The sequence below is a fragment of the Streptomyces sp. NPDC101191 genome (genome assembly GCF_044767915.1).
Classification (GTDB): Bacteria; Actinomycetota; Actinomycetes; order Streptomycetales; family Streptomycetaceae; genus Streptomyces.
On the sequence record NZ_JBIWOU010000001.1, the window covers coordinates 226,454 to 251,778 of the forward strand.

Below are 25,325 nucleotides of genomic sequence, written 5' to 3' on the forward strand. Positions count from 1 at the left end.
GTCGCTGAGCGGGCCCCGCGCGGATACTCTGGGATTCATGATCGAGTCCGGAGGGCCGGGGCTCCGTCGGAGCCACGGCTACGGCAGGCTTGTGCGGCTGTCGCCGGTGATTCTGACCGTCGTGATCGCCGGGCTGGCCTACGCCACTCCGCCGGAGTTGGCGTTCAGCCGCCTGCTGCCCGCGGCGCCGGCACTGGCCGCCTCCATGTGGCCGGTCCTGCCGACCGTGCTGCTCGGGACCGTCTGTCTCTTTCTGATGATCGGCCTCAGCCTCGTCTTTCCCGATCTGGGGACGTGGTGGACGTGCGCGGGGATCATCGCGGTCACCGTGGCCGCCGCATACGGAAGCCATGTCCGGCTGCAACGGGAGCGCACCCTCTTTCACGTACGGCTCGTCGCCGACGCGGCACAGCAGGTGGTGCTGCGGCCCCTGCCCCGCCGCTTCCAGAACGTCGAGATCGAATCGCTCTACCTCTCCGCCGCCGCGGAAGCCCGTATCGGCGGGGACTTCTACGAGGTGATCGATACGCCGTACGGGGTACGACTGCTCATCGGCGACGTGCGAGGGAAGGGCCTGCCTGCGGTGGGTGCGGCCGCGGCGATCGTCAACGCCTTCCGGGAGGCGGCGTACGGAGAGGCCTCCATGACGGACATCGCCCGCAGGCTCGACGCCAGCTGCGCCCGGCACAACGCCGCCCATCCACCCGAGGCGCCGATGGAACGCTTCGCCACCGCTCTGCTCGTCGAGATCCCGCACCAAGGAGGCCGCATCACCATCGTCAACTGCGGACATCCGCCACCGTTGATCCGGAACCTCAAGAGTGTGCGCGTCCTCGAGCCGTCCGACCCCTCGCCCCTGCTCAGCCTCGCGGAACTGATCGGTGACCGGTACCGCGTGGACGCGTTCGACTTCTCGCCCGGTGACGTTCTCCTCCTCTATACGGACGGGATCGCCGAAACCCGCGCCAGGGACGGCGAGTTCTTCCCGTTGACAGCATGGATGCGTCAACAGCCATCGGTTCCTCCCCGCGACCTGCTCGCGGCCCTGCACCACGACCTGCTCCGCCACAGCAGAGGCAACCTCGACGACGACATCGCCGCCCTGGCGGTACGCCTGCACTCGCCGTGAGCCGTGCGCCGCATCGCTCGACACCGGACGTTCAGGCAGCGGAGGGCACCTGCCGCCCCGTCACCTGTCGGAACGCCGAACGCGTCGTATGCCCTCTCGCGTACGATCCGGCGATGATCACTCCCGTCACGCTCCACTCCGCCGCGACGGCGACCACTCCCCCTCTCCTCCTTCGCCCCTGGTGCACGGACGACGTTGCCGCGCTCGTCCAGGCGTACCAGGACCCCGTTCTGCGGCGTGCGACCGGTTCTCCTGTGGAGAGCGAGGAGGACTGCCTGCGGTGGGTGCAGGACCAGGGGCGGGGCTGGGCGACGGGGGCCCGGCGCCGCTTCGCCGTGCTGGAGGAGGCGGTCGACGCGGCGCCGCCTCGATTGGTGGGCAACGTGGTCCTGAAAGGAGTCGCGTCCGGCAAGCCGTCCGCCGAGGTCGGCTACTGGACGGCGGCGCACGCCCGTGGGAGAGGTGTCGCGCCGCGGGCCCTGGAGGCCCTCACCGGTTGGGCCTTCGCCGTCTTCCGGTCCGACGGCCTGGAATGCCTGGAACTGCTCCATCAGGTGGACAACGCGGCCTCCTGCCGCGTCGCCGAGAAGAGCGGCTACGCGTTGGACGGGATCCTGCCGGCCTTCCCTCCTGCCTACCCGCTCGACGGGCATCGGCACGTACGCCGTGCATCGGCCTGAACACGGCTGCGGGCCACGGGCGGCCCGGAGCGGTGTTCAGGCGACGGGCAGGGACTGTTCCGCCCAGATCGTCTTGCCTGTCGGCAGATAGCGCGTGCCCCAGTGCTCGGTGAGCTGGGCGACCATGAACAGTCCGCGTCCGCCCTCCTCGTCGGTGCCGGCGTACCGGGCGTGCGGTGAGGTGTGCTGCGAGTCGGAGACCTCGCAGATGAGGGACCGGTCCCGGATCAGGCGCAGACCGATCGGACCGGCGGCGTACCGGATCGCGTTGGTGACCAGCTCGCTGACCACCAGTTCCGTGGTGAACGCCAGATCGTCCAGTCCCCACCGCGCGAGCTGTTCCGCGGCGATCGAACGTGCGTGTGCGACGAGAGCGGGGTCCGGGGACAGCTCCCAGGCCGCCACCTGACGGGCCCCCAGTGCACGGGTACGGACCACCAGGAGCGTCGCGTCGTCCCGCACCTCGCCCGTGGACAGCTCCGCGACGATCTGGGCACACAGGCGGTCGGGGGACGATCCCCGCTGCTCGCCGAGGACCGCCGCCAACCGGTCCAGTCCCATGTCGATGCCCTGTCCGCGGGCTTCCACGAGGCCGTCGGTGAACAGGACGACCAGGCTGCCCTCGGCGAGTTCCACGTCCACGCTCTCGTAGGGGAGCCGTCCCACACCCAACGGAGGCCCCGGCGGCAGGCGGAGGAAGCTGACGGGGCCGTGCGGCTGCACCACGGCCGGCGACGGGTGCCCCGCCGCTGCCCATGTGCTCGTGCGGGAGGCCGGATCGTAGATCCCGTAGACGCAGGTCGCTCCGATGGCGCCACCGCCGTCCGACGCGTTCTCGTTCTGGTCCGGCGCCTCCCTGCCGACCTGGTCGTTCAGACGGGCCAGGAGTTCGTCGGGCGCGAGGTCCAGCTCGGCCAGCGTGCGCACCATGGCGCGCAAGCGCCCCATGGCGGCAGCGGCCTCCAGTCCGTGGCCGACGACGTCCCCGACGACGAGTCCGACGCGCGCGCCGGAGAGCGGAATGACGTCGAACCAGTCGCCGCCGGCGCCGAGGTGGCTGTCGGCCGGCAGGTAGCGGCTCGCCGCCTCGACCGCGCTCTGCTCGGGCAGCGATCGCGGCAGCAGACTGCGCTGGAGCATGAGCGCGGCGGTGCGCTCCCGGCGGAACCGCCGGGCGTTGTCGATGCATACGGCGGTCCGTGACGCCAGCTCCTCGGCGACGGACCGGTCGCCGTCGTCGAAGACCTCCGAGTCGTCGCCCCGCACGAAGGTGACGAGGCCCAAGGGGGTCCCGCGCACGATCAGCGGGACGTAGAGCCGTGTGGACGCGACCAGAGCTTCCGTGGTCGACCGGCCTCTGGCCAGGCTCTCGGCCTGCGGCGATCCGGCGGGGTACGCGACGGGCTCGCCCACCTGGGTTGCTTGCCGGTCGGAGTCCGCCACGCGGACGAGGGACCCTCCCGTGAGGGCCTTCGGTTCCTCTCCTTCCAGCACGTCCGCCGCGATGTCGACGAGCACGGCATCGGCGTAATGCGGCACGGCCGTCTTGGCGAGTTCCGCTGCCGTTCCGGCCGGATCGAGCGTCGAGCCGATCCGTGCGCCGGCCTCCGCGAGGAGCTCGAGGCGCTGCTGCGCACGGTAGTGGTCGGTGACGTCGATGGACTGTTCGCACACGCCCACCGGCTCTCCCCGGCCGTCCACCAAACGGAAGTAGGACGAGGACCAGACGTGCTCACGCCCCGGGTCGGCCGGTGCACGCCCCCGGAAATGCACGTCGATGACCGGCTCGCCCGTCTCCAGGATCTGCTGGAAGAGGTCCTCCGGCGGCGCCAGATGCTGGGTGGTGAGGACGTCACCGGGAAAGAGCTCGGTCATCGAGCGGCCCAGCAGCGCCGTGATGTCGCCGCCGAGCTCCCGGATACTGGATGCGTTGGCCCAGAGGAGGCGCGCACCGGGGCCGTAGATGGTCAGAGTCACCGGCGACTGGGTCACGAGCCCCTGCAGCATCGCCTGTCGGGTCTCCCACCAGCGAAGCTTCTCCAACTCGGCCGCCATGAGGACGGCGGAGGGGGCCGAGCCGGAGGCCGCGGCGTCGGGGGCGGGGGTCAGGGGGTGCAGGGTCACCGCCACCCGTACGGTGCCTCCGCTGCCGTGGCGCACGTCCACGACGGCACTGCGGGTGCCGTCGAGCCTCAGCTGTTCCGACGGTGCCTCGTCCGATCCCTCCTGATCGGCGGGCACGTGGGCGATCAGGTCGGCCGCCCGGCGCCCCAGCACCTGCGACGCCTCGTAACCCAGGAGGGCTTCGGCTTCACGACTCCACCCGACCAGCACGCCGTCGGCGGCGAGCAGGGCGAAAGCGGCCGGGGGCGGACCGAGGTGCCCGCTTTCGTCCACCCCGGTGGGAGGCGTGAAAGGCAGCCCTTGCATGGTCCCATCATCCTGCCGAGCGGTCCCGACCGCAGTGCGCTCGTTCCGGCCCTGGGCGGCGCCGTGCGGCGCAGGCGGGCTGGGCGGCGCCCGCGGCATCGTCACGGCGCCTGTCACTGCGCGCCCGGCCGAGGACGCCGTGTGTCCCGTCCGCACGGAGCGTGACGGGACGGGGAACGCTGCGTACACCGCTCCGGGAGTCGTACGGGGGACGGCCCGGGACATCTCGGCCGCCTCGCAGCGTCGGCCGGTGGTCGACGCTCCCACGGCCCCGATCGCCCACAGGCCGCGCCTTCCTCCGGGTCGGCGAGCAGCGACAGGCAACGGGCCCGCCGGAGCGTCGCCGATGAGGGCCAGGCTGCGGTGTCCGTCCGCTGAAGTATCCTTCCGGCCACCGCACACCGACTCGGAGGATCAAGAGAATTGACTGGCCTGTCCGCTTTCCCGCTGCCCTTTCAGGCGTCCCGTTCCCTGTCGTTCGCGACTCCGCGAACGCTGCGCGAACTTCAGATGATGCAGTGCAGCGCGCACATTCGGGCGAAGCCAGGATGGTTCGAGAAGATGCACGACGCCGACATCGTCGCCAGGTGGACGCAGGAAGCGGTCGCCCAGGGCCTCACCGAAGCACAGGTTCGCTACGTGCTCGACGAACTCGTGCACTACGCCGGGCTGCGGGACGCCCGTACCGGCGTCGAGGTGTCGGCGGTCGACGGGGTGTGGCAGTCGGACACCCTCGTCGACGACAAGCTCAGGTCCCGGCTGCGCGCGGCGGTCGAGGTTCTGGAGCGGGTCCCGGAAGCGGAGCGGGACTGGCATCCCGGATCCGGCGGTCAGGTCCTGGATCTGGTCCATCCCTCGCTGTTCTGCCTGGTGAGGGAGGCCAGCGGCGCGCCCGAGCGGGCTTGGCGGAATCCGACGAACCAGTACTCGAAGTACGAGTTCTCGGAGAAGTTCCAGTGGCTGCCCACGGACGTCGACGTCAGTGACGACGGCGAGGTCGTCTTCCGTTCGTACGTCAACAACGTCCACCCGGAGGCGCACGCCGAACTGGCCGCCGTTCTGCCAGACTTGTTCGCGAGGATGCGCCCGCTCCTGGAGAACGTGCTCACCGATCTGCGGCATCCGCGGCCCCTGCGGATCGAGGCCGATCCCTACGGGTGGTACGACTCCGAGCCGGAGTATCCGCACAAGGCCTCGTACCCGGACAATGCCGCGTACTCGGATGCCCTTGACGCATGGGGACAGGCGCACGAGGACTGGTGGGAGAACCGCCGCCCGGTCGTCCCGGACGCCCCGGCCTTCACCCCGCCCGCGTTGCCCGACGCATCCGACCGAGTCGATCTGCGCGGCCGCCGGCTCCAGGTCATCGTCAAGCTGGCCACCATCCATCTCACCCCGGAGAAGCCGGAGTACGCCGGCGGTTCCTGGCACGTGGAGGGGATGATGAACGAGCGGATCGTCTCCACCGGCATCTACTACTGGGACAGCGAGAACATCAGCGAAAGCCGGCTGGGGTTCCGGGCGGCACTCGACGACCCGCACTACGAGCAGAACGACGACAACGGTCTGCGGGAGGTCTACGGCCTGGAGGACGAGGACGCGCTGAACCAGCTCCTGGGATCGGCGTCGACGCCGGCCGGCCGCTGCCTGGCGTTCCCCAACATCCTGCAGCACCGGGTCGACTCTTTCCGCCTCACGGATCCCACCCGCCCGGGGTACCGCAAGATTCTCGCCTTCTTCCTGGTCGACCCGTCGGAGAAGATCGTCTCGACCTCCGATGTGCCGCCGCAGCAACCCTGGTCCGCCACCTCGACCATGACGCTCGACCAGGCCAAGGGATTCCGCGAACAACTCATGCAGGAACGCAAGTTCTTCGTCGACGAACACAACGAACAGCTCTACGAACGAGAGTTCTCTCTCTGCGAGCACTGAGCCTCGGCGTCGCCGCCGGGGTGCCGGCCCGCTGCTCCCCGGGTCTCTCCGGCCGACTGCTCGCCCCGGCCGGCTGATCAGGGGTGGCGAGCCCTACGGAGGGGCAACCGCCTGGGCCCACGCGCCAGGGCACGCGTAGTGATACCCCATACCCGTACGCCGTCGGCGCGCACAAGGGACATCTTGCTCGTACCGTTTCGACTCGGGCGTTGCGGTTAGACGCGAGGGTGTGAAGAGGTACGGATCCGCCCTGCGGTCGGTACTGCCTTCCGGGCAGGAGGCCGGCGTCGTGCTGAGGGCGATGGATCGTTTGGAGAAGTCTTCGCGGGGCGACCGGGTCGTTGACGCCCTCCGGGGAGTGGTACGAAGTCTTCCGCTGGGGTCCGCCCGGGACGCCCTGCACGGGCGGTGGCTCGGGCACCCCGTACATCCGCTGCTCGTGCAGTTCCCCATCGGCGCGTGGCTGTCGGCCGCCGTGCTCGACCTCGTTCCCGGCCAGTCCCGCGCCGCACGGCTGCTCGTCGGCGCGGGACTCGCCGGGGCGGGGCCCGCAGCCGTGGCCGGGTGGGTCGACTGGGCCGAGATGCGGAAACCGCAGCAACGGGTCGGCCTGGTGCACGCGGCGGCCAACATCGCAGGAGTCGGCCTGTATGCCGCCTCGCTGACCGCCCGCTGCCGGGGCCGGCACTGGCGTGGCCGGATGTGGGGCTTCTGCGGCCTCACCGCGATCGGCGTGGGCGGCGCGATCGGCGGACACCTCGCCTACCGGCAGGCCGCCGGCGCCAACCATGCCGAGCAGGTCGCCGCGCTCGTCCCTCCCGGTTGGCACGCCGTCGCGGCGCTCACGGACCTGCCGCTCGGACGGCCGCGCCGCGGGCACGTCGGAGAGGTGGCCGTGGTCGTCGTACGTACCGGGGAGGACACCGTCCGGGTGCTGGCGGACCGGTGCAGCCACATGGCCGGCCCGCTCTCCGAGGGCGAGGTCGTCGACGGGTGCGTGGTCTGTCCCTGGCACGGCAGCACGTTCCGTCTGGAGGACGGCTGGAACGTGACCGGTCCGGCCACCGCGCCCCAGCCGGCCTTCGAGGCCCGAATCGTCGAGGGGCGCGTCGAGGCCCGCCTCTCCTCGTGACAAAGCGGACCGACGCTGTGGGGCTGACGAAGGCCTCCGACGCGGGACCTCTCTCTCCGCGACGAGTTCCCTGAGCAGCTCCGCCTCCGCGACGGCGACGAACCGCAGGAAACGGGTCGGGCGTGTCGGGGCCCGCTCCTCTCCGGACGCAGGAGTCTCCGCCTTCGGGTCGGCTGCCGCGCGCCCGCGTGCCACCCCGAGTATTCCTCCGCCGGGTGCAAGGAGCAGGCGTGCGCGGTGGGTGACCTGCGACTTGGCGGGTAGGCGCGGCTGAGAGACCCACGGGAAGCGGAAGACAGGGAGGAATGGGATGAGTTCCGTTGGAAGCCGTGCCCGCCACGACGGGGACGAGCCGGTGGGCGAACTCGTCAGGCGCGCGTCGCAGCAGGTCTCGGAGCTGGCCCGTGAGGAGATGCGGCTGGCCGCGGCCGAAATGGCGCAGAAAGGCAAGCGCTACGGCGTGGGCGGCGGCCTGTTCGGCGGAGCGGGCCTCGTCGGTGTCCTGGCCGCTCAGGCCCTGGTCGCCGGCGCGATCGCCGCCCTGGCGCTGGTCCTGCCGGTGTGGGCTGCGGCTCTGATCGTCGCCGTCCTGCTCGCGACAGCGGCCGCCGTACTGGCGGCGGTCGGCAGGAAGCAGGTCGCCAAGGCCGGGACTCCCGCACCCGAGAAGACCATCGACAGCATCAAGGCCGATGTGGCCGAGATCAAGGAGAGGGCACACCGATGAGCCATCAGTCCCACGGCGACGAACCCGCGCCGACCACGGACCAGCTGCGCGAACGGGTCGAGCGCACGCGTGACGACCTGGGGCGGACCGTGGAAGCCCTCGCGGGCAAGGCCGACGTCAAGGAGCAGGCCAGGGAGAAGGCGGCCATGGTCAAGGAGCAGGCCACGGTAAGGGCCGCCCAGACCGCCGAACAGCTGCGGCACAAGGCGGCCCAGGCGGTCGAGCTGGCCAAGGACAAGACCCCCGACTCCGTGCTGGACGCGGCTGCCCGCGCCGGGGCGCGCCTTCGCGACAGCGCGACCGACGCCGGGCACCTGGCAGCCGCCACGGCCCCGGAGCAGGTCCGTGAAGGGGCCGCATCGGCCGCGCACGCGGCGCGGTCCCATCGGCCCGCACTGTTGGCAGGGGCAGCGGCTCTGGTGGCCTTCCTGGTCCTGCGTCGCACCTGGAGGCAGAAGTGAAAGCATCCAAGATCGCCTACAAGCCCGTCGGACTGACGCTCGGTGCCCTCAGCGGCCTCCTCGCCAGCGCGGCCTTCAAGCAGGCGTGGAAGATGATCGGCGACGAAGACGACGCCCCGAAGCCCACCGACGAGGACCGCGCCTGGACAGAGATCCTGGTGGCCGCCGCTCTCCAAGGGGCGATCTTCGCCCTCGTCAGGGCCGCCGTGGACCGAGCGGGCGCCGCTACCACCCGACGCCTCACCGGCACCTGGCCCAGCTGAACCCGTCCGAACCCGTCAGCCGTGGGCCGGCACCCGGCCCACGGCGACGCCGGACCGGGGAAAGCGGCGCGGCCGCGCGTCCCCCGGCCTGATCCGGACCTCTGCATCCGGACCTCTGCATCCGGACCTCTGCCGCGCATCCCCGGCTCTCATCCGGAGGCTATCCCGCGCATCCCCGGCCTCATCCAGAGCTCTCCCACGCTCTTTCTCCGCGCGCGTCGTCCCGGCTGGACAGTGCAAGCGTGAGGAACTCCGGGGCCTGTCTACGCATGAGCCATGGCGCACGCTGTGCCTGTCTACGCATGAGCCATGGCGAACGCAGCGAGGAACCCGACGACGGTGACCAACCCCGTCAGCACATGAACCTTGCTGTACGCCTCGGGGATCATCGTGTCTGCGATCATCGCCAGGATCGCGCCCCCTGCCAGCGCGGTGATCAACGCCATGGCACTCGCGGGCGCCCCGCCGAGCAGTGCGTAGCCCGCGAGCGCCGCGAGGCCACTGACCACCGCGATGCCTCCCCAGAGCGCGAAGACGTATCCGCGACCGCGTCCGGCCCGGCGCATGCCCGCGGCACTCGCCAGCCCCTCGGGAAGATTGCTGACGAACACCGCCCCTACCGTGGCCGCCCCCAGATGCCCGCCGCCAAGGAGGCTCGTACCGATGACCAGGGACTCGGGCACTCCGTCCAACAGCGCTCCCAGCGCGATGGCGTTTCCCGAACCGGGCTCTTCGGTCTCCGACGGCTGTTCCTGCCCGGAGCGCTTGCGATGCCGGGCGCCGCGCCGCGCCAGCAGGGCGTTCGCACCTGAGTAGACCACCGCCCCTCCCGCCGCTCCGGCCACCACCGGGGTCATGCCGGACCGCTCGTACGCCTCGGCGATCAGTTCGAACGACACCGCGGCGATCAGCACGCCACTGCCGAACGCCATCACCAGCGCGATCCACCGCACCGGCACGACCACGAACGAGCCGATGGCGGCACCCACCAGCAGCGCCGCTCCCGCGAAGAGGCCCCACCCACCGGCCACCAGCGCTCCCACCACAGGCGTCCCACTTCCTTCCGATCAACGATCCAGAGCATGCCGAAGGGTCACCCCCCGGTGTGCGGCAACGGTTCACGCAGAGCGCTTCGCCCCTGTTCCCACGCCTGGCGGATGTGGTGGGCGAGGCGGTCCTCGGTCAGGACGGTGGCCGCGCAGCCGAAGGCGATGTCGGCTTCCAGGGCGGGCTCGTCGGCGAGAAGCCCGCCGATCACTTCGTGCCGCACGACCTGTTCGTGCACGGCGTCGGCCTCGACGTGCTCCGCGTAGAAGTGTTCGGCGGCGGCTCCGGCCGCGCAGCGCCGCATGGCGCGGGCCAGGCGCCGGGATCCGGGGGACGAGGTGACCTCGACGCAGGCGAAGTGGCCCACCAGGGCTCCGCGCAGCGCACGGTGGAGGCCGAGGAGAGACATCAGGTTCACGGTCGCGAGGAGCGGTGCGGGGGCGTGCTCCAGGTACCGGCCGTAGGAGGTGTCCAGGCCGAGATCCGTCATCAGGTCGGCGAACAGCCGGGCGTGGATCCGGTCGGCGTGGCCGGCGCCGAACTCGTCGTACTCGATGGCGACCATGGCCGCCTTGGCCCTCCCGGTGAGGCGGGGGATCACCCAGGCGTGCGGGTCCGCCTCCTTGAGGTGGTAGAGGGAGCGGAGGGCGGCGTACTCGCGCAGCTGCCACAGCTCCCCGTCGGTCTCTAGGTGGTGGCTGAGGCTTCCGGAAAGGTCCACGGGTTCCACGAGCAGCGGGGCGAAGGCGTCCTCGACGGTCCGGGGTGCGTCGGACAGCTCGGTGCGCAGGGCGTCGAGGAAGCGGGCTTCCAGCGCGGCGCGCAGCCGCAGGAGCTCCGGGTCCCATTCCAGGGCGTCCGCGACCCCGTCGAAGCCCCGGTAGTGGAGCTCGTACAGCAGGTAGAGGGCGAGCTGGAGGTCCTCGCCCCACGGGTCGGCCCGTGACACGGACGCGGTCTCGTACACGGGCGCGTCGCCGCTGCGCAGGGCGTCGGAGACGGCTCGGGAGAGCGGCCCGCGCTCGGCGACCAGGCAGGGGCCGGGCCCGGTGGCCGCCGGGCCCGGGCGCTGGGGATCGGGCATCAGGGGTTCCTGTCCTCGGGTGAGCGAGCGGTTCGTTCGCGCCGGCGGTGGCTGGTGTCGCACCAGGGGTACGTGCGGCTGCGACGGCAGGTGCACAACGCGACCATGAAGCGGTCCGAACGGGCGGTCGTGCCGTCCTTCAGCACGATCTCCACCGGCCCCTCGACGAGGATCGGCCCGTCCGGTTCCACGGGCATCCTGAGGGTCGGCGCCGCAGGGGAGGCGGGACGCGGCCGGGGGTCACAGTTTCCGGGCACGGACGACCACCAGCTCTTCCCTGTCCTCGGTCCGCTCCGCCAGACCCTGGCGTTCCAGCCAGTCCCGGCGCCCGCGCAGCACCGGGCCCCAGGGCACGGTGGCCCGGTCCGTGATCTCCGCGTCCAGTCCCGACCCGGTCAGCCGGTCCAGGGTCCTCTCCGGCCCGCACATGGCCGAATGCACCATGAGCAGCACGCCGCCGGGCCGCAGCAGGGCCGGGGCGTCGGCGCAGATCCGGTCGATCAGCAGACGCCCGTCGTGACCCGCGTCCCAGGCCCGCTCCGGTCCGCGCGAGGGTGGTTCCGCCCCTGGGGCGGGTACGTACGGTGGGTTCGCGACGACGAGGTCGAAGCGGCGGCCGACCGTACGTGCCGCGAAGTCGCCGTGCAGGACGCGCAGGGACAGGCGGGACAGGAAGGCGTTCACGCGTGCCGTGACGACCGCCCGCCATGAGACGTCGACGGCCGTCACCGCGGCCCCCCGGCGTGCGGCGTGCAGGGCGAGCGCTCCGGTGCCGGTGCCGATCTCCAGTACCCGGTTTCCGGGGCCCAGGTCCTCGCGGGCGAGCGCTCCGGCGAGGAGACGAGTGTCGGCCTGGGGCCGGTACACCCTCGGAAGGGCGACCAGACCTCCCGGCAGCGCACCCCGGGTGGGGGCGGTACTTGACATGGCGAACCTCCAGGATCGAACGCGGCACCCGGCCGGGGCCACTCGCACTGATCACGATCTGCGCATGCCCCGACCGCGTCACCTCATTCCGGACACCGCCCGGACCGAGCGGCGGATCCCGGAGCCTGCGGCCTCGCGTATGCATGCCCTTCCGGGTCTTCGCAGCCCCATGCATGTGCGGCCACGAGCCCAGGCGATGCGGGGCGGAGCCTCGACCCCGAGTCGTGTGCATCCGGCGGCGGCCTCCCGCCGCTTCGTCGACCGTCACGGACGCCGGGCCTCCGAATGCCTGCCCGCTCACCCGTCGCTTTCGGCCGCCGTGAGGACAGGGACCCGGAACCGCCGCCTCAGGGGAGGCGTCTCTCCGGCGACCCCGGCCGCTTCCCGACGACTCGGAACCGCGACCTCCGCCGAAGTGGAAGCGGAGCCTTCGCAGACGCTCTGACCTGCTGGAGCACGAGCACTCACGCCGAGTCCACGGAGATCACCCAAATCTCCTCAACTTCCGTTGTGGCAACACATGTTCGGAGGTAGAGTCCCCGTTCGTCGGGCACGGACAGGCGCTTTCAAGCTTTTCTGGGGCGATCAAGTCGATGCAGTGCGAGACCTACCGAACCACCCCGGACCTCGTCGAGGCCTTCACGGAAGCCGCACTTCGCAACCCGGAGCGCGCGGCACTGGTCCATGAAGGGCAGGTCGTGACCTACCGGGAGCTGCACGAGCTCGTGAGCGGGCTCGCGGAGCGGCTCGGCCCCCGGCCCGGAGCGATCGCCGTGCCTGCGACGCACACCCCACGGACCGTCATCGCACTTCTCGGGATTCTCGCGGCCGGCGGTGTCTACTGTCCCGTCGACCCGGCCTTCCCCCTGTCCCGGCAGAGGGAGATGACCTCCGCCGCGGCCTGCCGCGCGGTCGTCGCCACCGGTGCGGCTCTCGACCCCCGACTCGGCTTATCCGTGGTCGGCGGGGAAGGGGATTCCGCCCCGCCGACCACGTGGTCGGGGAGGAGCGGCGGCATCGCGCCGGAGCCGGAGCCCGACGCGGCCGCGTACATCCTCTTCACCTCCGGCTCCACCGGCCGGCCGAAGCCGGTGGTGACGCCACGCCGGGCCATCTCGGTCTCCGTACGCTCGCTCCGTGACCTCTTCGCCCTGACCGAAGAGGACCGGGTCCTTCAGTTCGCCTCGCTCAACTGGGACACATCGCTCGAAGAGATCTTCCCGACGCTGACCACGGGGGCGACCCTGGTCTTCGACCGCGCGGCCCACTCGGGGTCCTTCCCCCGGTTCCTGCGGATGATCGAGCGCGAGCGCGTCACCGTCCTGGATCTGCCCACGGCCTTCTGGCACGAGCTCGTGATCCACCTCGCGGAGGAAGCAACGGCGCTTCCCGACTGCGTCCGGCTGATGGTGATCGGCGGCGAGGCCGTCAGCCCGGCCCGGCTGGCCGACTGGAGCCGCCTCGGCACCGGCCGGATCCGCCTGGTCAACACCTACGGGTGCACCGAGACCACCTTGATCACCCATGCCGTCGATCTGCACGGACCCGGCGCCCCGATCCCGGGCTGGGACTGGGACAGCGGCGCCAGGGCGCCGATCGGACGGGCCCTCCCCCACGTCGCCGAGCACATCGGCGAGCAGGACGAGCTGCTGATCGGCGGCCCGGCACTGGCCCTCGGCTACCTGGGGATGCCCAGGGCCACCGAGGAGGCGTACTCCGCCCAGGGCGGAGGACGCCGGTTCCGCACGGGCGACCGGGTCAGCAGGACGCCGGACGGCCTCCTCACCCACGAGGGGCGCCTGAACGACGAGATCAAGATCCGGGGCATCCGCGTCGACCCCGGCGAGGTGGAGACGCACCTCGCCGGCCACCCCGCGGTGAACGCGGTCGCCGTCACCGGGACCACCACCGCCGGCCGCGCCGCCCTGGTCGCGTACGTGGTGCCGCGGCCCCACACCGAGGCCGCGGATCTGGACGTCGACCTGCGGACCTATCTGCGCGAACGGGTACCCGCCCATCTCGTGCCGAGCCGGATCACCGTCGTCCCGCATCTCGTGCTGACCACGAGCGGCAAGGTCGACCGCAAAGCCTCGCACCTCCGTTACGCCACCGTGAACAGGTCAAAGGAGACCGTTGATGAGCGTTGACACCACCGCCTCAGACGCCGGGGGCGCGCCCGTCGGCCCAGGCGCCCCCGCCGGCCCCCGTGCCGGCGCCGACACCGAGGGTGTGGTGGCGATGTTCCGGCGCGTACTGGAGGTCGAGGAGATCTCCGCGGACTCCGATTTCTTCCTCCTCGGGGGCGACTCGCTGGTCGCCACCCGGGTGCTCAGCTCCGTCGCCCGGTCCTACGGAGTGGAGCTGACCTTCGAGGACTTCATGGGCGCCCCGACCCCCGAGCGGCTGGCCGCGAAGATCGCGGCCGCCCGGTGACCGCCCGCGACGGCTCCGTCGTCGCCGGCTCCGCCGGGCGATCCCGGGGCGTCACCAGTGCCGTGGTGGTCGGAGCGGGCTTCGCCGGTCTGACGGCGGCCGACGCGCTGGTTGCCGGCGGCGTCGACGTGACCGTGCTGGAGGCACGCGACCGGGTCGGCGGCCGGGCCCGCGGAATCCAGGTCTCCGCCGAGGGCTGGGTGGACGCGGGTGCCGCCTACCTCGGTGACCGGCACACCGCACTCCACGCCCTGACGGCCGAGCTGGACCTCAAGACGACACCCACCACCATGCGGGGAGCGAGCCGCTTCGCGCTCGGGACCGGGGAGAGCACACGGGACGGACGCTTCCCTCCGCTCAACGCCGTGGCCCTCGGTGACCTCTTCGACAGGCTCGACGAACTCACCGCCGCCGTCCGCCCCGACGCCCCCTGGCTCACCCCCGGTGCCGAGGAGCTGGACGCCCTGACCGCCGCGTCCTGGGCGGAGCGACACCTCACCCACCCGGACGCCCGGCTCTTCTTCCCGCTCTTCCTGGGCGAGATGATGGCGGCCGACCCGGCACGGGTCTCGATCCTGCACGTGGCCTTCTACCTGCGGTCGGGAGGTGGACTGCGCTACCTCAACGCCTTCGAGGGCGGCGCCCAGCAGGACCGCGTCGACGGGGGCGCCCACCAGGTGTGCGAGCGGCTGGCCGACCGGCTGGGCGCCAGGGTGCGACTCGGCGAGCCGGTCCGCGCCGTGCACCAGGACGAGGACGGGGTCACGGTCCGCACCGCGAGCGGGGAGTACCGGGCCGACGTCGCGGTGATGGCCGTCCCGCCCCTGCTGGCCGACGCCGTCGACTACCGGCCGGAACCGCCGACGCGCCGGGCGGGTGATCGCACCGCTCGGGGCTGCGCGGTCAAGGTGCACCTGGTGTACCCGGCACCGGTCTGGCGCGACCACGGCCTGTCGGGCTGGTCGGTGAACGCCGAAGGCCCGCTGCTGTCCACCGTGGACGACTCCCCCGCCGGGGCGGAAGTGGGCGTGCTCACCGGCTTCGTCACGGGCGGCGAGGCCCATCGCTACGCGGCGCTCGATCCGGCGGAGCAGCGTTCGTCGGCGGTCGAGCAGGCGGCGCGGCTCTTCCCGATGCTGCCCGATCCGGTGGCCTTCCATGTGACGGACTGGGTCAACGAGGCCTACAACAAGGGCTGTTACGCAGCCCTCTTCGGGCCCGGAGACTGGGTGCGGCACGGTCCGACGCTGACGGCACCGCACCTGCGGGTGCACTGGGCCGGGACCGAGACCAGCACCGAGTTCTTCGGACTGCTGGAGGGAGCGATCCGTTCCGGACGCCGGGTCGCGGCGGAGGTCCTGGCCCGACCGTAGAGCGACACGGGGCGCCGGACGGTCCGCGCCGGGCGCCGCCGGGCCTCTGGCTTCTGGGCTCTGGGCGTCCGGGCCACCGGGCGTCCGGGCCTCTGGCTTCTGGGACTCCGGCGAACGCATGAGCCGTCCGTCACCGCACGCCGGAGACCGGCCCGTGAACACCCGGCCCTCGCACAGCCGTCCGTCGGGCCCCGCCCCGGCGGCCTGTCTCCGCGAGGCCTCCTGACCGCCGCACCTTCCTTTCGACCCCCACTCTCGACCATCCCGCCTCTCGACCCCCACTCTCGTCCATCCCGCCTCTCGACCATCCCGCCTCTCGTCCATCAGCCCCTTCGCCCCGGCCGGCCTTCCGGCCCCGAACCCGCACGCCCCGTCCATCACGGGCCGCGCGCCGGCCGGTCGTCGCGTCAGCGCGGCCGGTCCGGATCCGCCGCCCCGCCCCGTCCCTCCGGTGGTGCGGCACGACGCACCCACTCACGGCCCGTACGGCAGCCCACGCCACCGCACGGGCCAGGCAAGCGAACCACAAGTTCCGCCAAGTGCACTCAACCATTGACCAGTTGCCGGACCCGGCCCCACCAGGACCCCGTCCCGGCGACGCGCAACGGGAGACCGTCATGAGCGACCACACGTCCATCGCCCCTCTCTCGGCCAGACAGCAGCTGATGACCGAGCCCACGCTGGGGGCCGGAAACTTCCTCGACCACGCCATCGCCGTCAATCCCCACCGCGCGGTCCCGTACGCGTACACCCACCGCGTCGACCACCGGGGCGCCGTCGAACTGCGGGGCCACAGCCTGCTCGACCTCGCCGGGCTGCGCGACCACTACGCCAAGTGGTATTGGGCCAACGGTGTCCGGCCCGGCGACCCGGTCGGCGTGGTGGTCGGCGAGGGTCTGGAGCCCGTGCTCCACTTCCTCGCGCTCGCCGCGCTGGGCGCCGTTCCCGCGCTGATCAACGACGCCATGCGGCACGAGGTGATGGTGCGCTACCTGAACCACGTGGGCGTCGTGGGAGTGGTCGCGGACGATCCCACCCGACTGGCCGCCGCGTACCGCGAGACGCCTCACCGCCGTCCCCGCTTCATCGCCATGGCATCCGAACTCCACGCCTTCGACGCCGGGTCCGCGGAGCTCCCCGAGGTCTATCCGTACCAGCACGCCGCGGACGACGTGGTCGCGCTCATCCACTCCTCCGGGACCACGGGCACACCGAAGTCCACCAAGCTGGCGCACCGTCAGTTCTGGGAGGGCAAGCAGCCGCGCATGGTGCGCTTCCCCGCCGAGAACCACGACCGCCTGATGTCCCTCATGCCGCACACCCACGCGGGCGGACTGAGCTACTTCCTCACGGCCACCCTGCTCGGCCTGCCGACGGTGGTGATGTCCGACTGGCGGCGCGCGGTCGTCGAGCCGGTGATGGAGGCCTTCCGGCCCACCATGGTCGCCTCCTTCCCCCGCACCTTCGTGGAACTGGCCACCGGCGAACTCCCGGTCAAGGGAGCGGCGAAGGTGCACTCGTGGTTCAACACCGGCGACAGTGCCCACTACGGACACATCCGCCGGCTGGTGCAGCTGGGTGAGCGGCCCGCCGGCCTCGTCAGACCGTGGCTGCTGCCGCAGGAGAAGGAGGAGCAGCCCGCCCTGCCCGGCTCGCAGTTCATCGATGGGCTGGGCTCGTCCGAGATGGGCATGGCCCTGTTCGGACAGATGACCACGCCGGAGAGCGAGCGCGACGACCGCTGTGTCGGCAAGCCCCTGGAGGTGGTGCTGAAGGCGGCGGTGCTCGACGAGGACGGCGAGGAGGTCCCCGACGGCACGGTGGGGATGCTCGGCGTGGTCACGCCCTCGCGTACCCCCGGGTACTGGAACGACGACAAGCTGACCAGCACGTTCGAGCTGAACGGCTACTGGCTCACCGGCGACGTGGCCCGCCGCGACGCGGAGGGACGCTTCTACCACCTCGACCGTACGGTGGACGTCATCGACACCGCCGACGGCCCGGCGTACAGCCTGCCGATCGAGGAGGTGCTGCTGGCCGACTGCGCCGCACTGGTGCAGGACTGCTCGGTGGTCGGTGTGCCGGCCGGGACGGGCAAGGGCCAGCGTCCCGTCGCGGTGGTGCGGCTGCAGGCGGAAGCCGCCGGGAGCACCGCCGAGGAGGTCCAGGAGGCGGCCAACAAGGCACTCGCCGCGGCCGGCCTGACCCTGCTCGCCGCGGTCGACATCGCGCGTGCGCCCGAGGACTTCCCGCTCGGTCCCACCGGGAAGGTGCTCAAGCGAGAGCTCCGGACCCGTCTCGCCACCCTCCTGACCGCCCGTTAGACCGGGGACGTCAGATGATCCGGCAGCCGTACCAGTACGCGCGGGCCCCGCTGACCGAGCCGGACTGGCGTCGGCTGCCGGGCTGGCGCCGTGTCACGGAACGCGAATGGCGCGACGCCCAGTGGCAGCGGGCCCACTGCGTGAAGAACCTGCGCCAGCTCACCGCCGTCACCGGTGATCTGCTCACCGACCGCTTCTGCAGCGAACTCGCCGCCGACCAGGCGGAGTTCGCCACGATGACGATGCTGCTCACCCCGCAGATGCTGAACACGATGGCGCCCGGGGCCGCGCTGGAGCCGACGGAGTTCACGGAGGCGTTCCTCGCGGACCCGGTCCGCCGGTACATGCTCCCGGTGCGCTCGGACCGGCATCCGCGGTGGCCGAGCCACCCGAAGGCGGGGCGGGACTCGCTGCACGAGGCCGACATGTGGGTGGTGGAGGGCCTCACCCACCGCTATCCGAACAAGGTCCTGGCCGAACTGGTCTCCACGTGCCCGCAGTACTGCGGGCACTGCACCAGGATGGACCTGGTCGGCACTTCCACCCCGCAGGTCACGAAGGCCCGGCTCGTGCTCCGTCCGCGGGACCGGCAGGAGCAGATGCTGGACTACCTCAAGCGCACGCCGACCGTGCGCGACGTGGTGGTGTCCGGCGGAGACGTCGCCAACGTGCCCTGGCCGCAGCTGGAGGCCTTCCTCATGCGGCTGCTGGACCTGGGTTCGGTACGGGACATCCGCCTGGCGAGCAAGGCCGTGGTGGGCCTGCCCCAGCATTGGCTTCGGCCCGAGGTGGTCGACGGCGTACGCCGGGTCGCGACCGTTGCGGCGGGGCGGGCGGTCAATCTCGCGGTGCACACCCACGCCAACCACGCGCAGTCCGTCACCCCGCTGGTCGCCGAGGCCGCCCGGGCCCTCCTCGACGCGGGAGTGCGGGACGTCCGCAACCAGGGCGTGCTGATGCGCGGGGTCAACGCCACTCCCGAGGACCTGCTGGACCTGTGCTTCGCGCTCCAGGGCGAGGCGAGCATCCTGCCGTACTACTTCTACCTCTGCGACCTGATCCCCCACGCCGAGCACTGGCGGACCTCCGTCCACCAGGCCCAGCGGCTCCAGGAGGCGATCATGGGCTACCTCCCCGGCTACGCCACCCCGCGGATCGTGTGCGACGTGCCGCACGTCGGCAAGCGCTGGGTGCACCAGGCCGTCGCGTACGACCGCGAACGCGGCATCTCGTACTGGACGAAGAACTACCGCACCGAGCTCGAAGTGCGGCAGTCGCCCGATGCCGAACTCGGGGCCGCGCTGGCCCGGCGCCACCCCTACTACGACCCGCTGGACACCCTCCCCGAGTCCGGTCGCCGCTGGTGGGCGGACCGCGCCCCCGCCGCGGACGGGCCCGCCGGCGCCCCGCACCCCCGACCCACCTCACCCGAGGACACCCCGTGAATCCCACACCAGTCCGCTCCGCCACCGGCTCGCTGCGCCGGATGTGCTGGATCTTCCCCGACCGGGAGTCGACCCGGTCCACCGCGTCGTGGCACGCCATGTTCTGGGACCTGTACGCGGAGGTCGCCGAGGACCTCGGCATGACCTGGACCCGGCACTCCCCCGACGCGGTGACGGTGGAGGGCACGCAGCCCGGCAGCGCCCGTGTCTACGTGGACGGCGAACCGGTCACCCCCCGCGACACGCTCTTCATCACCGCGCTCTACTCCCTGCCGTACCAGCAGCCGGACATCTTCAACCAGTACGCGCTGTGCACGGTGTTGCAGCAGGCCGGGTTCTACCTGCCGTTCCCGCCCGAGACCTCCCTGATCGGCAACGACAAGCTGGCCACACTGCTCCACCTCGGCGGCTCGCCGATCCCCCCGATCCCGTCCGTCCGCATCGGCACGGGCCGCGACGTGAGCAAGCACCTGTACGAGGTGGCCCTCGGCACCATGACCTACCCGGCGGTCGTCAAGCCGGCCGGCTGGTGCGGGGGCGGCGGCATCAACCTGGCGCGCAGCGCCGGCGACATCCGTGGTCTGGCCAGCCTCGCCCAGGGCGGGGACACCACCCTGGTGGTCCAGCCCTATCTGGGGGACGGCACCGTCGACTACCGGGTGTACGTGATCGACGGCGTCGCCCACGCGGTCCTGAAGCGGACTCCGGAACCCGGCTCGGCGGTCGCCAACGCGAGCCGGGGCGGCGCCATGGAGTTCGTCCCGGTACCCGAGGAACTGGCCAAGGCCGCGGCCTACTTCGCCGAGCGGCTGTCCATTCCCTTCTTCTGCGTCGACTTCCTCCACGACGGGCAGCGGTTCTGGTTCTCCGAGCTGGAGCCCGACGGCGTCATCCCCCACGTTCCCGGAGACCCGGACCGGCAGATCCAACGGGACGTGACGCGCGCCCGGTTCGTCGCCTACCGGGACGCCCACGCCCGGCACCTCGCCGACGCCGACGCCGATGGCGCCGGACCCGGTGACGGCGCCGCGCCCGCGTTCGCCTCACCGAAGGAAGGGAGTTGACCACCATGTTCTCGCTCACCCCGGAGGCGGCCGAGCCACGGCTCACGGTCGCCCGCCGCACACTCGGGCGTCTGCGCCAGGTCCCGGAACTGGCCGCACGCTACCGCGGCTGCGCCGACGTCCGCACCCTCGACGACGTCGCCGCGCTCCCTCCGCTGCTCAAGGACGATCTCAACGTCGCCCTGGCCCACCTCCGGCCACGCGCCGAGCACGGTGCCACCTGGCTCTTCCAGAGTGGCGGCAGCACCGGGGCGCCCAAACTGGGCCACGCGCCCACCGGCTTCTACATGGCCGGAGTGCACGCACACTGGCAGCCGCTGGAGCGCGAGGACGTCTTCGTCAACGCCTGGGGTGCCGGCCGCATGTGGGGCGCGCACTTCCTGGCCGCGGCCCTCGCCGACCTGTCCGGTTGCCAGGTGATCGCGCTGGGCTCGGTCACCAGGGACGAGTACGCCGAGTGGCTGGCCTTCTTCGCGGCGCGCGAGGTGACGGCGATCGGCGGCACCCCGAGCGTGCTCCGGCTCTGGTTCGCCCACGCCCGGGCCGCGGGGGTCGAGCTGCCCGCCCTGCGCAAGGTGCTCTGGCTGGGCGAGGCCTGGCAGCCGCAGATGGAGGAGGACATGGCGGCGGTCGCGCCGGAGGCCCGGCGCTGGGGCATGTTCGGCAGCACGGAGACCTGGGTGGTGGGGACCAACAGCCCCGACTGCCCGGCCGACACCTTCCACACCCTGCCCCATCAACTCGTCCACGTGGACGAGGACGAACTGCTGGACTTCACCACCCTCGACCCCGAGATGCTCAACCCGGTGCTGCGCTACCGCACCGGAGACGCCGGACGGCTGGTGGCCTGCCCCTGCGGCCGGCCGGGGCCGGCCATGCGGGTGGCGGGCCGGCGCGACAGCGTCGTCCAGGTCCGCGGCCTGGGTCTGCACGTGGACGAGTTGATCACCCGTGCGGAGCGGGAGCCGGGCGTCACCCGCTCCCAGGTCCTGATCACCGAGACCGGGGGCCGCGCCGGAGCCGTGGAGCTCCTGGTCGTGACCGAACCGGGCGCGTCCGTGGACGTCGAGCGGCTGCGCAAGGAACTCCTGGCCGAGACCTTCACCCTCAGCACCGCCTTCCAGCACGATCCGGAGAACTTCCGCGTACGCCCCGTCGCCGACCTGATCAGCAACGAGCGAACCGGCAAGACCGCCGGTCTCGTGGTACGGGAGGGGCCGTGAAGCGCCTGCGTCCGGCGTCCCTGGGCCCCGAGTTCAACCGCTTCTGGATCGGCCAGTCGGTGAGCACGGTCGGCGACCGCATCACCGTCTTCGTGGTGCCGACGGTCATGATCTTTCTCCTGGACGCCTCCGCCTTCCAGGTCGGCATCGTGGCCATGGCCCAGTACCTGGGCATCCCGCTCCTCGGTCCGCTCGCCGGCGTGCTGGTCGACCGGTGGGACAACCGCCGCACCCTGCTCGTGTGCGACCTCGCCCGGCTGGCGGCCGTGGCCGTCATTCCCGTGGCGTACTGGCAGGGCCGGCTCTCCACGCCACTGCTGTTCGCCTGTGTGGCGGTGATCAGTGGCGCGACGATCTTCTTCACCGTCGGCTACCTGGTCGCGGTGCCCGCCGTGGTGCCGAAGGACCACCTGGTCCGCGCCTACTCACGGCTGGAGGGCACCCGTTCGGTCTCCGAGGTCTCCGGCCCCTCCCTGGCGGCCGGCCTCTACGGAGCGCTGGGCGTGGCCGCCCTGCTCGTGGACGCCGCCAGCTATCTGATCTCCGCCCTGTGCATCCGGTCCATGCGGCCCTGGGGCGAGCGGACCGTCGCCGAGGGATCGGTGTGGCAGCGGCTCACGGCCGGCTTCCGGCTGAACTGGTCCGACCCCGTCCTGCGCCGGGTGGTGGTGGCGGCCGTGACGCTCAACTGCGGCGGCCCCGTCTTCGTCACCGTGCTCCCGATCCTCGCCTATCAGGGACTCGGCGTCTCCGTCGGCGTCTTCGGTGCCGCCATGTCCGTGGCGGCCGTGGGGGCCCTGGCCGGCGCGGCCCTCGCACCGAAGGCCGGCGAACGGCTGGGAACCGGGCGGATGCTGGCCTGGGCGCTGCTCCTGCACTGTCTCGTGGGGCTCGGCGTGCTCGCCGCACCCGCCCTCCCTGCGGGCGCGGTGATCGCCGTGACCATGGGCTGCTACGGCTTCTTCATGTCCTGCATCAACGTGTCCAGCGCGCCCATCCGGCAGTCCCGGATGTCCACGCACAACCAAGGCGTCATGCACGCGGCCTTCCGGACCGCCACCTGGGGCGTGATCCCGCTGGCGGCCCTGGTGGGAGGCGTTGCCGTCAGCGTGCTCAGCGGCCCGCTGGGGGTGCTGGACGCGGCGCGGGTCACCATGGCCGGCGGCACCCTGCTCGCGGCCTGCTCCTTCCTGCCCGCCCTCCGCATCCAGCCCCTGCTGGACGCGGCGGAACGGCAGCGAGATCCGGGGGCGGGCCACGGGGACGCCGAACCGGCCCTGGCCGAGGGCACCTCATGACCGCGCCGCTCGCGGCGTCCCCTGGAGATCGGGGAGAGCCGCAGGCGCCCCGGGTGGCGCTGATCACCGGGACGTCCTCGGGCATCGGACTGGCCACGGCGATCGCCGCCGCACGGGCGGGCTTCGCCACGGTCGCCACCCTGCGCGAGCCCACCCGTGCCGGAGCGCTCCAGGAGGCGGCGGACCGGGCCGGGGTCGCCCTGGACATCCGGAGGCTGGACGTCACCGACCCCGACTCCGTGGCCCGCTGCGTCGATGGGGTGCGCGAGGCGTACGGACGACTGGACGCCGTGGTCAACAACGCCGGCATCTCCAACTTCGACCCGACGCTGGAGATGTCCACCACGGATGCGCTGCGGGCCAACCTGGAGGTGAACTTCTTCGGGGTGGTCGAGGTGAGCCGGGCCGCGATGCCGCTGCTCCGGACCGCCCGGGGCCACCTGCTCACCATCGGCAGCGTCCACGGAGTCGTCGGTCAGCCCTTCAACGAGGCCTACTGCGCCGCCAAGTTCGCGGTCGAGGGGTTCATGGAGGCCCTGGCCCCCGTGGCGGACGCGCACGGCGTGAAGGTGTCCGTGGTGGTCCCCGGCTTCGTCAAGGACACGTCCTTCGGGATCTTTCCCGACATCAACCGCAAGACCATCGAGGCCGCTTCCGGACCCTACGCCCCCACCTTCGCCGACTACGTCCACTGGGTCGCCCACCAGGGATGGGAGGGCGCCGGCCAGACCGCGGCCGAGGTGGCGGACGTCGTCGTGCGGACGCTGCGCTCCGAGCGGCCGCCCTTCCGTGTCCCGACCAACTCCTGGGCAGCCGCCTACCTGGAGCGCAAGCTGACCGACCGCGACGGCTCCGTCGTCCAGGGACTCGCCCGTACCTGGATCGGGCGCCCGCCGGAATCCGCAGACGCCGACGCCGACACAGAGCAGGAGACGTAGTGCCCGCCAAATCCCTCCAAGAACTGGTCGACTTCGTCCGCACCCACTCCCCCTTCTACGCGGAGGCGTACCGGGACGTGCCGCGGACGGTCTCGCACCTCACCCAGCTCCCCGTCATCGACCACACGGAGTTCTGGGCGGCGAACACCTGGCCGGACAACAGGGTGCTGACCGGGCCGCTGACCGATGCCGGGGTCTACAAGACCGGGGGCACCACCGGTGTCCCCAAGCTGTCGGTCTGGTCACGCTCGGAACACGCCGACTCCGTCACCGCGTTCGGCGCCGGCATCGTGCAGGCCGGGCTGAAGCCGGGACACCGGGTGGCCAACCTCTTCTGGGCCGGCGAACTGTACGGCGGGATGCTGTACATCGAACACGCCCTGCACGCGGCGCCCGTGGACAACGTCCGTCTCCCGGTCGGGGCCGGAGCCCCCAACGAGTTCATCGCCGACCTGATCGGCGACTTCGGGGTCAACGCCCTCGCCGGCGTCCCCATGAAGCTGGCCGCCGTGGCGGAATGCCTCATCCGGCGTGGACAGACCGCCGACTCGGTGGAACTGCTGCTCTTCGGCGGCGATCTGCTGTTCACCGATCTCCGGCCGATCCTGCTGCGCGCCTTCCCCAAGGCTGCCATCGCCTCGGTCGGCTACGCCTCCATCGACGCGGGACTCGTCGGACGGCCCGTACCCGGCGAGGACGTGCGGGTGCACGAGGCGTTCCCGCACCGCACGATCGTGGAACTCGTGGACGAAGTCACCGGCGAGCCCATCACCACACCGGGGGTGCCGGGCCGGGTCCTGGTCACCAACCTGTTCCGCACGCTCATGCCGGTCATCAGGTTTCCCGCGGGCGACCGCGGCGAGTGGGTCGACGCCGAGTGCCGGCGGTTCCGACTGCTCGGACGGTCCATGGAGGGGGGTCGCGTCGGTACGGTCTCGATGCCGATCGAGGACGTCCGCGCGGTGCTCGTGGAGGCGGACCGGGACCGGTACATCGCCGGGATGCAGATGGTGCAGCGGCGTTGGGACGGACGGGACGGTCTCATCCTGCGCCTGGGGTACGTCGAGGAGCCCCCGGCGGACCTGAGCGCCCGCCTCGTCGAGGCGGTCTACGCGGCCCGGCCGCTCTTCCCGGCGGAGGTCGCGGACGGCGCCATCCACGAACTGGGCATCGAGTGGGTGCCCCGGTCCGAGCTGACCACCAACCCGCGAACGGGCAAGCTCCAACAGGTGGTGGACGAGCGCCCGGCGGACTGACGGGGCCGGAGGCTCGGCCAGGCCGCGGGCTGAGGGCCGGGGGGCCCGCCCGGGGGGGGGGCCCCCCCGGGGGGGGGGGGGGCCCCGCGCCCCCCCCCGCCCGGGGGCGGCCCCGGGCCACCCCCCCCCCCGGCGGGGCCGGCCCCCCGCCCGCGCCCG

The 25,325-nt window shown here is 72.0% G+C and carries 22 protein-coding genes; 17 read left to right on the forward strand and 5 right to left on the reverse strand.

Features of this window, described 5'->3' with window-relative positions:
* Positions 1-37 precede the first annotated feature (37 nt).
* Complete coding sequence (locus ACIRQF_RS01025; protein WP_404087746.1) at positions 38-1,129, forward strand: PP2C family protein-serine/threonine phosphatase; 1,092 nt, start codon at positions 38-40, stop codon at positions 1,127-1,129.
* A gap of 113 nt (positions 1,130-1,242) precedes the next feature.
* A complete protein-coding gene (locus tag ACIRQF_RS01030) occupies positions 1,243-1,809 on the forward strand; it encodes a GNAT family N-acetyltransferase (protein WP_404087747.1) in 567 nt (188 codons plus the stop codon).
* Positions 1,810-1,845: 36 nt separating this feature from the next.
* Here the strand turns inward: ACIRQF_RS01030 and ACIRQF_RS01035 are convergent, their stop codons facing one another.
* The gene (locus ACIRQF_RS01035; protein ID WP_404087749.1) at positions 1,846-4,239 is read right to left on the reverse strand and encodes a SpoIIE family protein phosphatase; all 2,394 of its coding nucleotides are present in this window, start codon (positions 4,237-4,239) and stop codon (positions 1,846-1,848) included.
* 423 nt (positions 4,240-4,662) lie between these two features.
* Between ACIRQF_RS01035 and ACIRQF_RS01040 the strand changes: the two genes are divergently transcribed.
* The 5 genes from ACIRQF_RS01040 (at position 4,663) to ACIRQF_RS01060 (ending at position 8,754) form a co-directional block, all read left to right on the forward strand.
* A complete protein-coding gene (locus ACIRQF_RS01040) occupies positions 4,663-6,171 on the forward strand; it encodes a DUF4246 domain-containing protein (protein ID WP_404087751.1) in 1,509 nt (502 codons plus the stop codon).
* 301 nt (positions 6,172-6,472) lie between these two features.
* Positions 6,473-7,303, forward strand: a complete 831-nt coding sequence (locus tag ACIRQF_RS01045) for a Rieske 2Fe-2S domain-containing protein (protein WP_404089472.1) — start codon at positions 6,473-6,475, stop codon at positions 7,301-7,303.
* 310 nt (positions 7,304-7,613) lie between these two features.
* Positions 7,614-8,030: a phage holin family protein gene (locus ACIRQF_RS01050; RefSeq protein WP_404087753.1), complete on the forward strand. Its 417-nt coding sequence runs from the start codon at positions 7,614-7,616 to the stop codon at positions 8,028-8,030.
* Positions 8,027-8,491 carry a DUF3618 domain-containing protein gene (locus tag ACIRQF_RS01055; protein ID WP_404087755.1) on the forward strand — a complete coding sequence of 155 codons (465 nt, stop codon included), beginning with the start codon at positions 8,027-8,029 and terminating at the stop codon, positions 8,489-8,491. Before ACIRQF_RS01050 ends, ACIRQF_RS01055 begins: the two co-directional genes overlap by 4 nt.
* Positions 8,488-8,754, forward strand: a complete 267-nt coding sequence (locus tag ACIRQF_RS01060) for a DUF4235 domain-containing protein (protein ID WP_376633934.1) — start codon at positions 8,488-8,490, stop codon at positions 8,752-8,754. Before ACIRQF_RS01055 ends, ACIRQF_RS01060 begins: the two co-directional genes overlap by 4 nt.
* Positions 8,755-9,050: 296 nt before the next feature.
* Here ACIRQF_RS01060 and ACIRQF_RS01065 read toward each other — a convergent pair whose 3' ends face one another.
* The 4 genes from ACIRQF_RS01065 to ACIRQF_RS01080 are packed head-to-tail and all read right to left on the reverse strand — an operon-like array spanning position 9,051 to position 11,812.
* Entirely contained in the window at positions 9,051-9,800 is a 750-nt protein-coding gene (locus tag ACIRQF_RS01065; RefSeq protein ID WP_404087757.1) for a ZIP family metal transporter, read from the reverse strand.
* Positions 9,801-9,847: 47 nt separating this feature from the next.
* Positions 9,848-10,885, reverse strand: coding sequence for an iron-containing redox enzyme family protein (locus tag ACIRQF_RS01070; RefSeq protein WP_404087759.1), 1,038 nt, complete (start codon positions 10,883-10,885; stop codon positions 9,848-9,850).
* Entirely contained in the window at positions 10,885-11,082 is a 198-nt protein-coding gene (locus tag ACIRQF_RS01075) for a CDGSH iron-sulfur domain-containing protein (protein WP_376633928.1), read from the reverse strand. The genes ACIRQF_RS01070 and ACIRQF_RS01075 overlap by 1 nt, the downstream gene beginning before the upstream one ends.
* A gap of 43 nt (positions 11,083-11,125) precedes the next feature.
* Positions 11,126-11,812, reverse strand: coding sequence for a HemK2/MTQ2 family protein methyltransferase (locus ACIRQF_RS01080; protein WP_404087761.1), 687 nt, complete (start codon positions 11,810-11,812; stop codon positions 11,126-11,128).
* A gap of 593 nt (positions 11,813-12,405) precedes the next feature.
* On the opposite strand from ACIRQF_RS01080, the gene ACIRQF_RS01085 reads away from it, so the two are divergent.
* From ACIRQF_RS01085 to ACIRQF_RS01130, 10 genes are all read left to right on the forward strand, one after another.
* A complete protein-coding gene (locus ACIRQF_RS01085; RefSeq protein ID WP_404087763.1) occupies positions 12,406-13,959 on the forward strand; it encodes an amino acid adenylation domain-containing protein in 1,554 nt (517 codons plus the stop codon).
* Positions 13,949-14,245: an acyl carrier protein gene (locus tag ACIRQF_RS01090; protein WP_404087765.1), complete on the forward strand. Its 297-nt coding sequence runs from the start codon at positions 13,949-13,951 to the stop codon at positions 14,243-14,245. Before ACIRQF_RS01085 ends, ACIRQF_RS01090 begins: the two co-directional genes overlap by 11 nt.
* Positions 14,242-15,618, forward strand: coding sequence for a flavin monoamine oxidase family protein (locus ACIRQF_RS01095; protein WP_404087767.1), 1,377 nt, complete (start codon positions 14,242-14,244; stop codon positions 15,616-15,618). The genes ACIRQF_RS01090 and ACIRQF_RS01095 overlap by 4 nt, the downstream gene beginning before the upstream one ends.
* 617 nt (positions 15,619-16,235) lie before the next feature.
* Positions 16,236-17,942 carry a class I adenylate-forming enzyme family protein gene (locus ACIRQF_RS01100; protein WP_404087769.1) on the forward strand — a complete coding sequence of 569 codons (1,707 nt, stop codon included), beginning with the start codon at positions 16,236-16,238 and terminating at the stop codon, positions 17,940-17,942.
* Between the two features lie 14 nt (positions 17,943-17,956).
* Positions 17,957-19,387 carry a KamA family radical SAM protein gene (locus tag ACIRQF_RS01105; RefSeq protein WP_404087771.1) on the forward strand — a complete coding sequence of 477 codons (1,431 nt, stop codon included), beginning with the start codon at positions 17,957-17,959 and terminating at the stop codon, positions 19,385-19,387.
* Positions 19,384-20,451, forward strand: coding sequence for a RimK family alpha-L-glutamate ligase (locus ACIRQF_RS01110; protein WP_404087773.1), 1,068 nt, complete (start codon positions 19,384-19,386; stop codon positions 20,449-20,451). The genes ACIRQF_RS01105 and ACIRQF_RS01110 overlap by 4 nt, the downstream gene beginning before the upstream one ends.
* 5 nt (positions 20,452-20,456) lie before the next feature.
* The gene (locus ACIRQF_RS01115; protein ID WP_404089474.1) at positions 20,457-21,674 is read left to right on the forward strand and encodes a phenylacetate--CoA ligase family protein; all 1,218 of its coding nucleotides are present in this window, start codon (positions 20,457-20,459) and stop codon (positions 21,672-21,674) included.
* A complete protein-coding gene (locus ACIRQF_RS01120) occupies positions 21,671-22,972 on the forward strand; it encodes an MFS transporter (protein WP_404087775.1) in 1,302 nt (433 codons plus the stop codon). Before ACIRQF_RS01115 ends, ACIRQF_RS01120 begins: the two co-directional genes overlap by 4 nt.
* A complete protein-coding gene (locus ACIRQF_RS01125; RefSeq protein WP_404087777.1) occupies positions 22,969-23,910 on the forward strand; it encodes an SDR family NAD(P)-dependent oxidoreductase in 942 nt (313 codons plus the stop codon). Before ACIRQF_RS01120 ends, ACIRQF_RS01125 begins: the two co-directional genes overlap by 4 nt.
* Entirely contained in the window at positions 23,910-25,166 is a 1,257-nt protein-coding gene (locus ACIRQF_RS01130) for a phenylacetate--CoA ligase family protein (protein ID WP_404087779.1), read from the forward strand. The genes ACIRQF_RS01125 and ACIRQF_RS01130 overlap by 1 nt, the downstream gene beginning before the upstream one ends.
* The last annotated feature ends 159 nt before the right edge of the window (positions 25,167-25,325 follow it).

Coding starts and splice junctions, on each gene's coding strand:
- ACIRQF_RS01115 (WP_404089474.1), top strand. CDS start 20,457: ATGTTCTCGCTCACCCCGGAGGCGGCCGAGCCACGGCTCACGGTCGCC.
- ACIRQF_RS01045 (WP_404089472.1), top strand. CDS start 6,473: ATGGATCGTTTGGAGAAGTCTTCGCGGGGCGACCGGGTCGTTGACGCC.
- ACIRQF_RS01075 (WP_376633928.1), bottom strand. CDS start 11,082: ATGCCCGTGGAACCGGACGGGCCGATCCTCGTCGAGGGGCCGGTGGAG.
- ACIRQF_RS01025 (WP_404087746.1), top strand. CDS start 38: ATGATCGAGTCCGGAGGGCCGGGGCTCCGTCGGAGCCACGGCTACGGC.
- ACIRQF_RS01070 (WP_404087759.1), bottom strand. CDS start 10,885: ATGCCCGATCCCCAGCGCCCGGGCCCGGCGGCCACCGGGCCCGGCCCC.
- ACIRQF_RS01050 (WP_404087753.1), top strand. CDS start 7,614: ATGAGTTCCGTTGGAAGCCGTGCCCGCCACGACGGGGACGAGCCGGTG.
- ACIRQF_RS01125 (WP_404087777.1), top strand. CDS start 22,969: ATGACCGCGCCGCTCGCGGCGTCCCCTGGAGATCGGGGAGAGCCGCAG.
- ACIRQF_RS01105 (WP_404087771.1), top strand. CDS start 17,957: ATGATCCGGCAGCCGTACCAGTACGCGCGGGCCCCGCTGACCGAGCCG.
- ACIRQF_RS01080 (WP_404087761.1), bottom strand. CDS start 11,812: ATGTCAAGTACCGCCCCCACCCGGGGTGCGCTGCCGGGAGGTCTGGTC.
- ACIRQF_RS01055 (WP_404087755.1), top strand. CDS start 8,027: ATGAGCCATCAGTCCCACGGCGACGAACCCGCGCCGACCACGGACCAG.
- ACIRQF_RS01100 (WP_404087769.1), top strand. CDS start 16,236: ATGAGCGACCACACGTCCATCGCCCCTCTCTCGGCCAGACAGCAGCTG.
- ACIRQF_RS01085 (WP_404087763.1), top strand. CDS start 12,406: ATGCAGTGCGAGACCTACCGAACCACCCCGGACCTCGTCGAGGCCTTC.
- ACIRQF_RS01035 (WP_404087749.1), bottom strand. CDS start 4,239: ATGCAAGGGCTGCCTTTCACGCCTCCCACCGGGGTGGACGAAAGCGGG.
- ACIRQF_RS01030 (WP_404087747.1), top strand. CDS start 1,243: ATGATCACTCCCGTCACGCTCCACTCCGCCGCGACGGCGACCACTCCC.
- ACIRQF_RS01090 (WP_404087765.1), top strand. CDS start 13,949: ATGAGCGTTGACACCACCGCCTCAGACGCCGGGGGCGCGCCCGTCGGC.